At 71.9% G+C, this 14782-nt stretch carries 12 protein-coding genes; 5 read left to right on the forward strand and 7 right to left on the reverse strand.

Annotated elements, in window-relative coordinates:
• Window positions 1–9: 9 nt before the first annotated feature.
• Window positions 10–483 carry a hypothetical protein gene (locus tag AB0I11_RS05480; RefSeq protein WP_357313855.1) on the reverse strand — a complete coding sequence of 158 codons (474 nt, stop codon included), beginning with the start codon at window positions 481–483 and terminating at the stop codon, window positions 10–12.
• A 17-nt stretch (window positions 484–500) separates the two neighbouring features.
• Window positions 501–1424 carry an N-acetyl-1-D-myo-inositol-2-amino-2-deoxy-alpha-D-glucopyranoside deacetylase gene (gene mshB, locus AB0I11_RS05485; RefSeq protein ID WP_357313859.1) on the reverse strand — a complete coding sequence of 308 codons (924 nt, stop codon included), beginning with the start codon at window positions 1422–1424 and terminating at the stop codon, window positions 501–503.
• An 86-nt stretch (window positions 1425–1510) separates the two neighbouring features.
• Here mshB and AB0I11_RS05490 point away from each other — a divergent pair, with 86 nt between their 5' ends.
• On the forward strand, window positions 1511–3655 hold the full coding sequence (locus AB0I11_RS05490; RefSeq protein ID WP_357313862.1) for a prolyl oligopeptidase family serine peptidase: 2145 nt from the start codon (window positions 1511–1513) through the stop codon (window positions 3653–3655).
• A 117-nt stretch (window positions 3656–3772) separates the two neighbouring features.
• Here the strand turns inward: AB0I11_RS05490 and AB0I11_RS05495 are convergent, their stop codons facing one another.
• The 5 genes from AB0I11_RS05495 to AB0I11_RS05515 all read right to left on the reverse strand — a co-directional run bounded on the left by AB0I11_RS05495 (window position 3773) and on the right by AB0I11_RS05515 (window position 9920).
• Window positions 3773–5509: an ABC transporter substrate-binding protein gene (locus AB0I11_RS05495; protein ID WP_357313865.1), complete on the reverse strand. Its 1737-nt coding sequence runs from the start codon at window positions 5507–5509 to the stop codon at window positions 3773–3775.
• Between the two features lie 105 nt (window positions 5510–5614).
• Window positions 5615–6601 carry an ABC transporter permease gene (locus AB0I11_RS05500; protein WP_357313868.1) on the reverse strand — a complete coding sequence of 329 codons (987 nt, stop codon included), beginning with the start codon at window positions 6599–6601 and terminating at the stop codon, window positions 5615–5617.
• A gap of 70 nt (window positions 6602–6671) precedes the next feature.
• Window positions 6672–7679 (reverse strand): ABC transporter permease, encoded by a 1008-nt coding sequence (locus tag AB0I11_RS05505; RefSeq protein WP_357313873.1) that lies wholly within the window; start codon window positions 7677–7679, stop codon window positions 6672–6674.
• Window positions 7680–7734: 55 nt separating this feature from the next.
• A complete protein-coding gene (locus AB0I11_RS05510) occupies window positions 7735–8817 on the reverse strand; it encodes a dipeptide ABC transporter ATP-binding protein (protein WP_357313876.1) in 1083 nt (360 codons plus the stop codon).
• On the reverse strand, window positions 8814–9920 hold the full coding sequence (locus AB0I11_RS05515) for an ABC transporter ATP-binding protein (RefSeq protein ID WP_357313881.1): 1107 nt from the start codon (window positions 9918–9920) through the stop codon (window positions 8814–8816). Before AB0I11_RS05515 ends, AB0I11_RS05510 begins: the two co-directional genes overlap by 4 nt.
• 236 nt (window positions 9921–10156) lie before the next feature.
• Here AB0I11_RS05515 and AB0I11_RS05520 point away from each other — a divergent pair, with 236 nt between their 5' ends.
• From AB0I11_RS05520 to AB0I11_RS05535, 4 genes are all read left to right on the forward strand, one after another.
• On the forward strand, window positions 10157–10705 hold the full coding sequence (locus AB0I11_RS05520) for a Uma2 family endonuclease (protein ID WP_357313886.1): 549 nt from the start codon (window positions 10157–10159) through the stop codon (window positions 10703–10705).
• Between the two features lie 33 nt (window positions 10706–10738).
• Window positions 10739–12175, forward strand: coding sequence for a TldD/PmbA family protein (locus AB0I11_RS05525; protein ID WP_357313890.1), 1437 nt, complete (start codon window positions 10739–10741; stop codon window positions 12173–12175).
• Window positions 12176–12251: 76 nt separating this feature from the next.
• On the forward strand, window positions 12252–13643 hold the full coding sequence (locus tag AB0I11_RS05530; RefSeq protein WP_357313895.1) for a metallopeptidase TldD-related protein: 1392 nt from the start codon (window positions 12252–12254) through the stop codon (window positions 13641–13643).
• A 307-nt stretch (window positions 13644–13950) separates the two neighbouring features.
• Window positions 13951–14772 (forward strand): hypothetical protein, encoded by an 822-nt coding sequence (locus tag AB0I11_RS05535; RefSeq protein WP_357313898.1) that lies wholly within the window; start codon window positions 13951–13953, stop codon window positions 14770–14772.
• The last annotated feature ends 10 nt before the right edge of the window (window positions 14773–14782 follow it).

Consider the following 14782-nt stretch of genomic DNA (forward strand, 5'->3'; position numbering starts at 1 on the left):
TCAGCACCCTCAGCGATGCGCGGGGGGCAGCACCAGTTGCCGGAAACCCAACACCGCGAAGGTGACCGCGCCGGCCACCACCAGCCCGAGGCCGAGCACGTTGTCGCCGGTGAGCGCGAGGTCGCCCTCGGCGGTCCGGAAGCCACCGGCGACGATCAGCACGAACCACGGCAGCGCGGCCAGCGCCGCCGCCCAGCGGGTCCCCACGGCGGCGTGCGCGAACCAGCCCACCAGGACCGTCACCAGCACCGCCACGGCGATGCCGCCGACCCCGGCCACGATCCCGACCAGCGCCGCCGGCAGCCCGCCGGGCGGCCCCTGCACCAGCTCCCAGGACCATGTGGCGTAGAGCAGTTCGAGCAGCGCCAGGAGCACCCCGGCCCAGACCGTCACCACACCGCCGGCCACCCGCAGCGCGAGGTCGGCGGAGCGGGCCGGCCGGGCCGGTGGCGCGGTGGGGTCGGGCTCGGCGGCGAGCGACATCGGAACGGCCGGCAGCGTCACCGGAGGCCGGCCGCCGCGACCGGGGACCGGTCCACGCCGTCCAGCGGCAGCCCGGCGAAGAGGTCGTCCTCCCAGCCGTACGGGCCCGTGCCCGGGCCCCGCTCGCCGACCGCGAGGGTGAAGTACTCCACGCCCATGAACTCGGCGCCGAAGTTGCCGGCGATCGAGTAGAGCCAGGAGTTGGCCGGGATCTGGGTGGCGTGCGCCCGCATCGCCGCCTCCTTGGCGGCGTGCCGCTCGGTGGCGTCGATCCGCGCGGCGATCTCCGGATCGGGGGTGCCGAACGGCAGCTCCTCGATGCTGTCGATGCCGGCGAAGGGGTTGTCCGCGCTCTCGGTGAACGCGTCCAGGCCGGCCTCCAGCACGCTGCGCGGCATCGCCGTCCAGTAGACCTTGGCCGGGGCGATCCCCTCGAGGTCGGCCAGCTCCCGCGCCCGCATCGCCACCCGGTGCGCCTGGATGTGGTCCGGGTGGCCGTAGAAGCCGTTCGGGTCGTACGTGATCATGACCTGCGGCCGGACCTCGCGGATGACCTCCAGCAGGTACCCGGCGGCCTCGTCGAGGTCGGCCTGCCAGAACGCCCGCGGGTGCTCGTTGGTGGCCAGGCCCATCATGCCCGAGTCGCGGTAGCGGCCGGCGCCGCCGAGGAAGCGGTGGTCGGTGACGCCGAGCGCCGCGCAGGCGGCGGCCAGCTCGCCGACCCGGTACCCGCCGAGCTGGTCGGCCCCGGCCGCGGCGAGCTGGGCCAGCGCCGGCACGTGGATCTCGCCCTCCTCGCCCAGCGTGCAGGTCACCAGGGTGACGTGGGCGCCGGCGGCGGCGTAGTGCGCCATCGTCGAGCCGGTGCCGATGGACTCGTCATCGGGGTGCGCGTGGACCAGCAGAAGTCGTCGGTCGGGCAGCGTCGTCACGCCCGTCACTCTAACCGGCGGTCCTGTCCCACCGAGGCCTACGCGTCCGCGCAGGTCGGCCACATCACCCGGAACGCGCGCCTACCATCCGAGGCGTGGACTTTCCCGAGCTGGCCGCCCGTACCCGTCGGTTCAGCCACGGGGCGCCGCGCGCCGTCTCCGTCGCGGACGACGGCTCCCGGGTCATCTTCCTGCGCTCCTCCGGACCGGAGGACCCGGCGGACGCGCTCTGGCTGCTCGACGTCGCCTCCGGCGAGGAGCGGCTGGTCGCCGACCCGGCGGTGCTGCTCGGCGCGGACGCCGACCCCGGCGCCCTCTCCCCTGGCGAGCGCGCGCTGCGCGAGCGGCTGCGGCTGGCCGTCTCCGGCATCGGCTCGTACGCCCTGGACGGCGCCGGCCGGGTGGCCACGTTCGCGCTGGCCGGCCGGCTGTTCCGGGCCGACCTGGTGCACGGCGACGTGGTCGAGGTGGCCGCCGTCGGCCCGGTGATCGACCCGCGGCCGGACCCGACCGGCACCCGGCTGGCGTACGTCACGGACGCCGCCGAGGGGGTGCGCCGGGGCCAGTTGCGGGTGGTCGAGCCGGACGGCACCGACAACCTGCTGGCCGGCGAGGACAGCGGGGTGAGCTGGGGGCTGGCCGAACACATCGCCGCCGAGGAGTTCCACCGGTACCGGGGCTACTGGTGGTCCCCGGACGGGCGCTCGGTGCTGGCCGCGCGGGTCGACGAGTCCCGGCTGGACCGCTGGCACCTGCACGACCCGGCCGACCCGGCGAGCCCGCCGACGACCGTCGCGTACCCCCGGGCGGGCGGGCCGAACGCGCAGGTCAGCCTGCACCTGCTCGACCTCGACGGCGGCTGGGTCGACGTGCACTGGGACCGGGAGACCTACCCGTACCTCACCTCGGTCGACTGGGCCGACGGCGGGCCGCTGATCACCGTGCTGCGCCGCTCCCAGCAGCACGGGCTGGTGCTCGCGGTGGACCCGCGGACCGGGGAGACCCAGGTGCACGCGGAGCTGGCCGACCCGCGCTGGGTGGAGCCGATCCCGGGCACCCCGGCGCACCTGCCGGACGGCCGGGTGCTGGTCGGCGGCGAGCTGGCCCACGACGGGTACGACGCCCGCTGCCTGTTCGCCGACGGCACCCTGCTCACCCCGCCCTCGCTCTACGTCCGACGGGTGGTGGGGCGGCTGCCCGCCGGCGCGGGCGCCCCGGCCGACCTGCTGGTGGAGGCGAGCGAGGGCGAGCCGAGCCAGCGCCACCTGTACCGGGTCCGGACGGTGATCGGCGGTGGGGTGGACGCCCGGCGGATGGGCTCCGACCCGGGCTGGCACACCGCGACGATCGGCGGGAGCACGCTGGTGGTCGGCATCGCCTCGCTGGAGCATCCGGGGGTGCGCTGGCGGGTGTGGCACGGCGACCGGGAGGTCGGCGAGCTGCGCTCGCTGGCCGCCACCCCGCCGTACGCGCCCCGGCCGACGATGGTGCGGGTGACCGACCGGCGGCTGCCCAGCGCGGTGCTCTACCCGGGCGAGCACGTCAAGGGCACGAAGCTGCCGGTGCTGCTGGACATCTACGGCGGCCCGGGTCACCAGGAGGTGATCGCCGCCCGGTCCGCCTGGCTGGAACGGCAGTGGTGGGCCGAGCAGGGCTTCGCGGTGGTGACGATCGACAACCGGGGCACCCCGGGCATCGCCCCGTCGTTCGAGAAGGCGGTCCACCGCCGGCTGGCCGACGTCATCCTCACCGACCAGGTGGACGCGCTGACCGCGCTCGCCGGCAAGCACCCGGACCTGGACCTGGCCCGGGTGGCGGTGCGCGGCTGGTCGTTCGGGGGCTGGCTGGCCGGGCTGGCGGTGCTGCGCCACCCGGAGCTGTTCCGCTGCGCGATCGTCGGCGCCCCGGTCACCGACTGGACGCTGTACGACACCGCGTACACCGAGCGCTACCTGGGCCTGCCGGAGGACGGGATGGACGTCTACGCCCACCACTCGCTGGTGGAGCTGGCCGCCGAGCCGGTCGGCGATCCGGCGCAGGCCCGGCCGATGCTGCTGGTGCACGGCCTGGTCGACGACAACGTGGTGGCCGCGCACACGCTGCGGCTGTCGGCCGCGCTGCTGTCCGCCGGCCGCCCGCACGCGGTGCTCCCGCTGACCGGGGCCAGCCACATGGCCGCCGGCGGTGTCGCCGAGCGCCTGCTCCGGCTGGAGCTGGACTTCCTCCGCCGCCACCTGTGAGGCCGGGCGCGCTCAACGCCTGCGGTGGCGCCGGGGCCGGGCCGCGCCGCCAACCGACCGGAAAGGGGCCCTTGCCCGACACCGGGGTGTCGGGCAAGGGCCCCTTCGATCAAGCGGTTACTGCGTGACGTACGCGTTGATCAGCGCGGGGTACCCGAAGATGCTGGACAGGTAGATCCCGCCCACCTTGGAGCCGTGCAGGTAGTAGCCCTGCTCGACGAAGAGCGGCACGACCGGGGCCAGCTCGGTCATGATCCGCTTGTCCAGCTTGGCCCACTCCTTGCCCTGGTCGGCGGCGGGCATGGCGAGAACCCGGTCGAACTCCTTGTTGATCTCGTCGCTGTTCACGTACGAGGTGTCGCTGTTGTTCTCCGCCTTGATGGTGCGGCCGTCGAAGAGCACCGGCAGGATCGCCGCGCCGCTGGGCCAGTCGGCGGCCCACTGGCTGATGTAGAGGTCGTACGGGTTGTTCTTCTTGCCGACCTCGTCGAGCTTGGCGTCGGTCGGAATGGTCTTCACGGTGATCTTGAAGCCGGCCTTCTCCAGGTTGCTCTTGAGCTGGGTGGCCAGCTCCGGCGAGTCGTCGCTGATGCCGAGCACCAGCTCCGGGGTCTTGCCGGCGAGCAGCTCCTTGGCCTTGTCGGCGTTGCCGCTCGGGCCGGCCGGGTAGGCGTCGTAGTTCTCCCAGCCGATGGTCGACGGCGGCATCAGAGTGGTGACCGCCTTGGCCGACGCCTCACCGCCGTACGCCTTGACGAAGCCGTCCCGGTCGATCGCGTAGTTCAGCGCCTGCCGCACCGCCAGGTCGGTGACCCGCTGCGTGTTGATGTCGAGCCGCCACATGCTCGGGGTCTGGCCGCGCACCGAGCGGTCCTTGAGTGCCGGGTCGCCGGTGACCCGGGCCACCAGCGCCGAGGGCACACCGTTCCAGCCCAGCGCCGCCTGGTCGTCGCCGTTGTCGGCGATCACCCGGTTGGCGCCCGCCTCTGAGTCCGGGCCGAAGGTCCAGACGATCTTGTCCGGGTACGCGTGGCGCACCGGGTCGGTCTTCGGGTCCCAGTTCTCGTTCCGCTCCATCACCAGCTCGACCCCGGCCGTGTTCTTGGTGATCTTGTAGGGCCCGGAGGAGAACGGCTGGTTGTCCAGGTTGACGCCGGTGTCCTTCTCCGGCTTCAGCGGCGCGGTGTACGGCAGCGACGCGGCGAACGGCAGGTCGCAGTGCGGCTTGGCGAACTCGAACTTCAGCGTCTTCGCGTCCGGGGTGGTGAGCCCCGGCGGCAGCGAGGTCTTGTTGGCCTTGAAGTTCCACTTGGTGTCGTACTGCGGGTCGTTGGCGAGCCACTCCTGCAGGTAGGTGGGGCCGCCGGTGAGGTCGGGGTCGAAGGAGCGGGCGATGCCGTACGCGATCTCCTTGGCGGTGATCGGGCTGCCGTCCTCGAACTTCACCCCGTCCTTGATCTTGAATTCCCAGACCTTGCAGTCCTTGTTCACGTCCGTGCCCGGGGTCTCGGCCAGGTCGCCGACCAGGGTCACCTTGCCCGAGCCGTCGTCCTTGAACGTGGTCAGGAATCGACTGTAGAGCGGGGCGTTCATCAGGCCGGCGAACGAGTAGACCCGCTGCGGGTCGATGTGCGAGATCTTGGTCTCCCGGATCACCCGGAAGGTGCCGCCCTTGGCGGCGCCCGGGACCTCGGCGGCCGGACCCATCGAGTCCTTCGGGTCGGTGGCGATCGAGCCGCTCTGCACCCGGTCGGCACCGGTGTCGCCGTCGGTGCCCTTGTTCTCGCTGCACGCACCCATCACCGCGAGCAGTGCGAGCGCGCCGCCGGCGGCGGCTGCCCTCTTCAGGCGCATCTGCGCCACCTCCCTATCTGGAGCCTCGTCAGACGACGTAGGAAAACTACGGTTTGTGTAACAGAGAGCGGTGGATTTCTCCATGCCCTGCCCGGGGCCGTTGCGCTATCGCAACCGGACCCGGGGGTCGATGGCGGCGTAGAGCACGTCGACCACGATGTTGGCGACCACGATGAAGACCGCCGAGATCAGCACGGTGGCCATGATGGTCGGCAGGTCGCCCGACCGGACCGCATCCACCGCCGTCCGGCCCAGGCCCTGGATGCCGAAGGTGGTCTCGGTGATCACCGTGCCGCCGAGCGCGCTGCCCACGTCCAGGCCGGCGATGGTGACGATCGGGGTGATCGCCGCGCGCAGTGCGTGCCGGCCGTACACCTTGGGTTTGGCCAGGCCCTTGGCCCGCGCGGTGCGGACGAAGTCCTCTGACAGGGTCTCCAGCATCTGGGCCCGGGACAGCCGGGCGTAGACCGCGGAGAAGAGGAAGGCCAGGCACACCCAGGCCAGCACGAGCCCGCTGGCCCACTTCACCGGGTTGTCGAAGATGGAGGTGTAGCCCGGCGTCGGGGTGATCCGCAGGTTGTAGGTGAAGATCAGTAGCAGTACCGCGCCGACGAAGTAGAGCTGCATCGAGGCGCCGGCCAGCGAGAAGCCGATGGCCAGCCGGTCCAGCACCGTGCCCCGCCGCAGTGCCGAGATCATGCCGAGCCCGACGCCGAGCACCAGCCAGAGCACCGCGGCCGGGAGGACGATACTGAGCGTCACCGGGAGCACCCGGGCGAGCGTATCGGTCACCGCCTCGCTGTTGACGTACGAGTAGCCGAGGCACGGGGCGTCGCACCGACCGCCCTGGGAACTGCCCAGATCCCGGCCCGTGACGATGCCCTTCATGTAATTGGCGTACTGCTCGGGCAGCGGATCGCGCAGGCCCAACTCCTCGCGGACCCGCTCGAGCCGCTCCGCGTTGCAGTTCTTCGGGCACATGCCGCTGACCGGGTCCCGGGGCAGGCCGAAGAACATCAGGAAGCTGAGCACGCTCACCGCGAAGAGGGTGAGCACCGCGGTGAGCAGCCGGCGTACCAGGAATCGGGTCATCAGAACTTTCCTTCACTCGCGACTGCGGGGCTCCGCCCCGCCGCACTCCGCGCGCTCATCGCATCCACCCCTACCGGGACGACTTCGGGTCGAGCGCGTCACGCAACGCGTCGCCGAGCAGGTTGAAGGCGAGCACGAGGATGAAGATCGTGACGCCGGGGAAGAACACGTACGCCGCGTCGGTCTGCAGGTACGGGATGCTCTGGAAGATCATCCGGCCGAAGTCGGCGGTCGGTTCGAGGATGCCGATGCCGAGGAAGGAGAGCGCCGCCTCACCGGTGATGTACTGCGGCACAGCGAGCGAGAAGGCGACCAGGATCGGCGCCCAGAGGTTGGGCAGGAGTTGCCGGAAGAGCATGTGTCCCAGCCCGGCGCCACTGGCCCGCGCCGCCTCCACGAACTCCCGTTCGCGCAGCGAGATGACCTGGCCACGGACCAGCCGGGCGGTGCTCGTCCAGCCGAACGCGGCGAAGATCCCGATGAGCACGGCCACCTGGAACGACGGCGGCACCTCCTCACGCGGGCCGTAGAAGCGCAGCGCCACGGTCGGCACCACGGCGAGGGCGAAGATGAGGAACGGCAGGGCCAGCGCCACGTCGGTGATCCAACTGATCACCGTGTCGACGATCCCGCCCAGATAACCGGCGATGATGCCGGCCACCACGCCGATCGCCGTGGTCACCAGGGCAGCGGCGAACGCAATGAACAGCGACGTCCGCATGCCGTAGACCATCCGGATGAAGATGTCCCGGCCCAGCCGCGGCTCCAGCCCGAACCAGTGGTCGCCGGTGATCCCGCCGACGTAGCCCAGCGGCATCCCGTTGCCGTCCAACAACTGCTGGAACTGCTCGTTCGGGCCGACCCCGTACAGCCTGGAGACCAACGGCGCGGCCAGTGCCAGCACGATGAAGAAGACCAGCACCACACCACTGACCATCGCGGTGCGGTCCCGGCGCAGCCGGGCCCAGGCGAGCTGGCCCGGCGACCGGCCGACAAAGGCCCGCTCGTCGGGCTTGACGGTGTCGGCCGCCGGCTCGATCTCGGCCCGCGCCGTGCTCTCGACCGGTGACAGGCTCACGGTGTCTCCTCAGTTCGCGACTGCGGGGCTCGCAAAACCGGCTCGCTCCTCGCGCTCACCCTGCCTCCTCAGTTCGCGACTGCGCGCTCACGGGCGACACCGCCACGGCCTCGCTGTTCCCGGCGCCGCCCGACCCCTGCGCCGGACCAGCGGCGATCGTTCCCTGCTCGGGGAAGTGGCAGGCGGTGACCTGGGGACCACCGTCGCGGGCGATCAGGGCCGGCTCCTCCTCGGCGCACCGCTCCTGCGCCTTCCAGCAGCGGGTCCGGAACCGGCAGCCCGAGGGCGGGTTGAGCGGGGTCGGCACGTCGCCGGTGAGCCGGATCCGCCCGGCCGGGCCGAGCGCCGTCACGTCCGGGATCGCCGACAGCAGCGCCCGGGTGTACGGGTGCTGCGGCCGCTCGTAGATGTCGTCGCGGTCGCCGATCTCGACGATCTTGCCGAGGTACATCACCGCGACCCGGTGGCAGAAGTGCCGGATCACCGCCAGGTCGTGGGCGATGAACACGAACGCCAGGTCGAGTTCGCGTTGCAGGTCGCGCAGCAGGTTGATGACCTGCGCCTGGATCGAGACGTCCAGCGCGCTGACCGGCTCGTCGGCGACGATCAGCTTGGGTCGCAGCGCCAGCGCGCGGGCGATGCCGATGCGCTGCCGCTGGCCGCCGGAGAACTCGTGCGGGTAGCGGTTGTAGTGCTCCGGGTTCAACCCGACGAGTTCCAGCAGTTCCTGCACCCGCTTCTTCGTCCCGCCCGGCGGGTCGATGCCGTTGACCTGCAACGGCATGGCCACGATCCGGCCGACGGTGTGCCGTGGGTTCAGCGAGGCGTACGGGTCCTGGAAGATGATCTGGAGGTCCTGCCGCAGCGGCCGCAGCTCCCGGCGCCGGGCGTGGGTGATGTCCCGCCCGGCGAACTCGATGGTGCCGGAGGTCGGTTCGAGCAGCCGTACCAGCATCCGGCCGGTGGTGGTCTTGCCGCAGCCGGACTCCCCGACCAGGCCCAGCGTCTCGCCCGGGCGGACGTCGAAGTCCAGCCCGTCGACCGCGCGCACGGCACCCGGGGAGCGGAACCCGTCGCGGACCGGGAAGTGCTTGGTCAGCCCGCGCACGCGCAGCAGCGGTTCGGTCTCGGTGCTCATCGGGCCACTCCCACCTGCGCGATGTCCTGCTGGTAGAGCCGGGTGCGCTCCTCGGCCGGCAGGTGGCAGGCGACCAGGTGGCCCGCCTCCCCGGCCGACCGCAGCTCCGGCACCTCGGTCCGGGACCGGTCGCCGTTGCGGTCCGCGTAGCGGCAGCGCGGGTGGAAGGCGCACCCCGACGGCAGGTTGATCAGCGACGGCGGGTTGCCCTTGATCGGCACCAGGTCCGCGTCGGCGTCGCCGTGCAGCGACGGCACGCTCGACAGCAACCCCCAGGTGTACGGGTGCTGCGGCCGCCGCAGCACCTGCTCCACGCTGCCGTGCTCGACGGCCCGGCCGCCGTACATGACCAGGACGTCGTCGGCCACCTGGGAGACCACCCCGAGGTCGTGGGTGATCAGGATGATCGCCGACCGGAACTCGTCCTGGAGGTCGCTGAGCAGGTCCAGGATCTGGGCCTGCACGGTCACGTCCAGCGCCGTGGTCGGCTCGTCGGCGATCACCAGGTCCGGGTCGTTGACCAGGGCCATCGCGATCATCGCCCGTTGTCGCATGCCGCCGGAGAACTCGTGCGGGTACTGGTCGAACCGCTTCGCCGGCTGCGGGATGCCGACCCGGCCCAGCATGTCCACGGCCCGGGTGCGCGCCTCCCGCTTACCGGCCCGCGGATGGTGCACCCGGTACGCCTCGGCGATCTGCCGGCCCACCGTGTAGTACGGGTGCAGCGCCGACAGCGGGTCCTGGAAGATCATCGCCATGTCCCGGCCGCGCAGCCGGCGTACCTGCTCCTCCGGCAGGCCGACCAGTTGGCGGCCGCCCACGGAGATCTCCCCGGTGATGGTGGCCCGCTTGGTGTTGTGCAGGCCGAGGATCGCCAGCGAGGTGACGCTCTTGCCCGAACCGGACTCGCCCACGATGCCGAGCGTCCGGCCGCGCTCGACGGCGAACGAGACCCCGTCGACGGCCCGCACCACGCCGTCCTCGGTCTCGAACCGCACGCGAAGGTCCTTGACCCGCAGATAGGGGCCGTCCTCGCCGGTGCGCTGCGCCGGCACCTCGGGGCGGTCCGGCTCCCCGGACGGCGTTGTCTCCGACCTGCCCATGACCGCCTCCCTCTGTGACGAAGAGAACTTACAACAAACTTCTGGAGGCGAAAATAAGCTACAGAACGCGGCCTGTCAGCGGCCAGAGCGTAACGACTGGGTTTCCCACCTGAACAGCCCTCACCTGGACATTCATGGTTGCGACTGGGCAACGCCGCCGCGTTGTCGCACGTGAGGTGCGACCATGGCGGTGGTGATCCAGGGAGGATTCGCGCCGGTACGAGGTGGAGGTGAGGATGACCGCGGCGGTGTTCGACCACGACGGCCCGTGGAGCGAAGAGGAGTACCTCGCCCTCGGCGAGACGCAGCAACGCGTCGAACTCTTCGACGGGAGCCTCCACGTGACGCCAGCGCCCACCCCACGGCACCAACGCATCCAGCGAAACCTCGGCAACATCCTCGAGCAGGCGGCGCGCGGCGCCGGGCTGGAACTGCTGGAGACGGTCAACGTTCGACTCAAGCCGGGCCGGATCCCCATCCCCGACCTGGTCGTCACCCAGCCGATCGACTTTGACGAACCGATGATCGAGGCGCAGGACGTCCGGCTGGTCTGCGAGATCATCTCGCCGAGCAACGCGGCCACCGACAAGGTGCTCAAGATGCATTACTACGCTGCCGCGGGCATCGAGTGGTACCTGCTCGTCGAGCAGGAGAACGGGACCCTGCACCTCTACCGCCGGCACGGTCGGCACTACAGCGAAGACTCGGTGACCAAACCCGGCGACTCGCTGGAGCTGACCGAGCCCGTCCGGGCGACGATCCGGCCGGAGGATCTCGTCCCCTGACGGATGTCGGCCTGGTCGCCTAGGGTCGGGCGCATGACCGGATTCGACGCGGCCACCGCCGCTGTCCAGGCCGCCCTCGACGCCGGGGCGCGGTACGCGGACGCCCGGGTGATGCACCGCCGCTACGAGTCGATGTCGGCCCGCAACGGCGACATCGAGGAACTGACCCAGGACGAGAGCATCGGCCTCGGCGTCCGGGCGCTGGTCGGGTCGAGTTGGGGCTTCCACGCCGTACCCGAGCTGTCCGACACCGCGGCCCGCGGAGCCGGCCGGCGCGCCGCGGCGACCGCCGCCGCGAGCGCGCGGGTGCCCGGCCCGCCGATCGACCTGGTCCCCGCCGAGGCCATCGTGGCGAGCTGGTCCTCGGCCTGCCAGGTCGACCCGCTCGGCGTGCCGCTCTCCGACAAGGGCGACCTGCTGGTCCGGGCCACCGCGACGGCGCGCGAGCACGGCGCCGACCTGGCCGAAGGGCTCTACCAGGTCTGGGACACCGCGAAGTGGTTCGTCTCCAGCGAGGGGCACCGGATCGACCAGCGCATCCGGGAGTGCGGCGGCGGCATCTCCGCCACCTCCATCGGCGACGGCGAGACCCAGCGCCGGTCCTACCCGAGCTACCGCGGCCAGTACGGCACCACCGGCTGGGAGCTGGTCACCTCGCTCGACCTCGCCGCGCACGCGGCGCGGATCGCCGAGGAGTCCCGGGAGCTGCTCACCGCCCCCGAGTGCCCGGCCGGCGAGACCGACCTGATCCTCGGCGGCGAACAGCTGGCCCTGCAGATCCACGAGTCGGTCGGGCACGCCATCGAGCTGGACCGGATCCTCGGCTGGGAAGCCGCCTTCGCCGGCACCTCCTGGCTGGACCTGGCCCAGCTCGGCACGCTCCGCTACGGCTCCGAGCTGATGAACATCACCATCGACCCGACCATCCCCGGCGCGCTGGGCAGCTTCGGCTACGACGACGAGGGCTCCCCGGCGGTCAAGCGGGACGCCGTCCGCGCCGGCCGCTGGGTGGGGGTGCTCGCCGGCCGCGACTCGGGCGCCGTCGCCGGTCTCGATTACGGCGGCAGCGTACGGGCCGACGGCTGGGCCCGGTTGCCGATGGTGCGGATGACCAACGTGGGCCTCGAACCGGGCCCGCACACCCTCGACGAGATCATCGACGGCACCGACGACGGGGTGCTGATGGACCTCAACCGGTCCTGGTCGATCGACGACAAGCGGCTCAACTTCCAGTTCGGCTGCGAGGTCGGCTGGGAGGTGAAGAAGGGCCGGCGGGGGCGGATGCTGCGCAACCCCACCTACACCGGGATCGGCCCGGTCTTCTGGCGCTCGATGGACATGCTCTCCTCGGAGATCGTCCCGTGGGGGACGCCGAACTGCGGCAAGGGGCAGCCCGGCCAGACCGGGCACACCGGCCACCCGGCCGCCCCGGCCCGCTTCCGCAACGTCCGAGTGGGGGTACGGGCATGACCGAGCGTCAGCGAGCGAATCATCGACACAGTCCGCTGGTGCCTCATGCCGAGGCCGAGCGAAGCGAGGCGTCGGCATGAGCGAACTGGACCTCGCCGGCCAGGTGGTGGAGCTGGTCCGCCGGCTCGCCGGGCCGCACGCGCAGGCCGAGGTGACCGTGACCCGGGCCGACCTGGCGCTCACCCGGTTCGCCAACTCGTTCATCCACCAGAACGTCGCCGAGTCGGCCACCACGGTGCGGCTCCGGCTGCACCTGGACGGGCGGACCGCCGCGGGCGGCGGCAGCCTGGTCGACCCCGACGGGCTGGCCACGCTGGTCGAGCGGACCGTGGCGGCGGCGCGGCTCTGCCCGCCCGACCCGGCCTGGCCGGGGCTCGCCCCGGCGGCGCCGGTGCCGCCGGCCGTCTTCGACGAGGCCACCGCCGAGGCGTCGCCCGACGAACGGGCCGCCCGGGTACGCGCCTTCGTGGACGCGGTCGAAGGGCTGGCCGCGGCCGGCTACTGCCGGACGGCGTACCGGTCGGGGGCGTTCGTCAACTCGGCCGGGCACTCGGCGGTGGGGCGTACCGCCGAGGCGGCGATGGACGGCATCGCGCGGACCGGCGGGTCCGACGGGGTGGCCCGGCTCTGCGCCGACCGACTCGCCGAGATCGACGGCGCGGCGCTCGGCGCCCGGGCGGCGGCCAAGGCGCGGGCCGCGGCCGATCCGGTCGAGCTGCCCCCGGGGCACTACGAGGTGGTGCTCGAACCGGCCGCCGTCGGCGACGTGCTGCAGAACCTCGCCTGGTTCGGTTTCAACGGCAAGCGGTACCTCGAGCGGCAGTCCTTCGCCGAGCCGGGTGTCGCCCAGTTCGACCCGGCGGTGACCCTGGTGGACGATCCGACGCACGGTTCGGGGCTGCCGTACGACCTGGAGGGCACGCCGCGACGGCCGCTGCCCCTGGTCGAGGCGGGCACCACCCGCGCGGTGGCGCACGACCGGCGCAGCGGCGCCGAGGCGGGCACCGGGTCCACCGGGCACGGGATGCCCGGCGGGTCGACGTTCGGCCCGATCCCGCACAACCTGCGCCTGCTGCCGGCCGTGGACCGGCCGGGCCCGGCGGCGGGGCAGTTGAGCGGCGGAGTGACCGGGGCGGTCGCCGACCCGGACACCGCCGCGCTGGTCGGCGGGATGGCGCGCGGGCTGCTGGTCACCGACTTCTGGTACACCCGGGTGCTCGATCCGAAGCGCCTGGTCATCACCGGACTGACCCGCAACGGGGTCTGGCTGGTCGAGGACGGCGTGCCGACCCGGGCGGTGCGCGACTTCCGCTTCACCGAGTCCTATCCGCAGGCCCTGGGGCCGGCGCGGGTGCTCGGCGTGGGCCGGACGCCGGTGCGCCAGCCGGACCGGGTGGACGGCGCGTGGTGGGAGGCGCCGCCGCTGCGGCTGGCCTCGTGGCACTTCACCGGCGGGGCGTCCGGCTGAGCCGCGGCCGCCCACCCCGTCAGCGCACCGCCGACCGCGGCTGACGCACCGGTCGGCGCACCGTTCACCGCACCGGCAGCATTGATCTTGGCGTGGGTCTTTCCAACCTGCGGGACACACGGGACACTGCGTTGCGCGGCCGGGCCGCGAAGATCGGCGTAACGTGTGTCATTTAGCTGCGCCGGTTCACCGGCGCGGCCGTATGCGTGCGCAAGACGTGGCAGTGGATGCGGTCTCGCCGGTCCGCTGGCCGGTACGAAAGGTGATCCGCCGCCCCCGCGAGGGCACCGTCAGGGAGACGACTGGAATGACATCAACGTCGGCGACGACGCCGAGACCGCAGCCGCGAGGGGCGCGAGCACGCGCCGCGATAGCTGCCAAGACGTTGCGAACCGACCGCTGGTGGTTCGCGCCACTGATCACCGTCGTCGGGCTCAGCGCCTGGGTCATCTACGCGACGGTCCGGGTCTTCATGCACAAGTGGTACTGGGTGGACCAGTACCACTACCTGACGCCGTTCTACTCCCCGTGCGTGACCGAGCGGTGCGTCGAGGGCTCCTCGCACTTCGGCTCGTTCCTGCCCGGCTGGTGGATCATCCCGGACGCGGCGCTGACCCTGCCGTTCCTGCTGCTGTTCCGGCTCACCTGCTACTACTACCGCAAGGCGTACTACCGGTCGTTCTGGCTGTCCCCGCCGGCCTGCGCGGTCCCGGACGGGCACCAGGCGTACAGCGGCGAGACCCGCTTCCCGCTGCTGGGCCAGAACCTGCACCGCTACTTCTTCTACCTCGCCGCGATCATCTCGCTGATCAACACGTACGACGCCATCTACGCCTTCCACTCGCCGAAGGGCTTCGGCTTCGGGCTCGGCAACCTCATCCTGCTCGGCAACGTGGTGATGCTCTGGGCGTACACCATCTCCTGCCACTCCTGCCGGCACATCATCGGCGGGCGGCTCAAGCACTTCTCCAAGCACCCGCTGCGCTACAAGGCCTGGACCTTCATCTCCTGGCTGAACGTCCGGCACATGCAGCTCGCCTGGATCACGCTCGGCACCCTGGCGGTCACCGACTTCTACGTCATGGCCATCGCCGCCGACTGGTTCCCCGACCTGCGGTTCATCAACTGAAAGCCTGGAC

It is taken from the genome of Micromonospora sp. NPDC050495 (assembly GCF_040655175.1).
In the GTDB taxonomy this organism is placed as follows: domain Bacteria; phylum Actinomycetota; class Actinomycetes; order Mycobacteriales; family Micromonosporaceae; genus Micromonospora.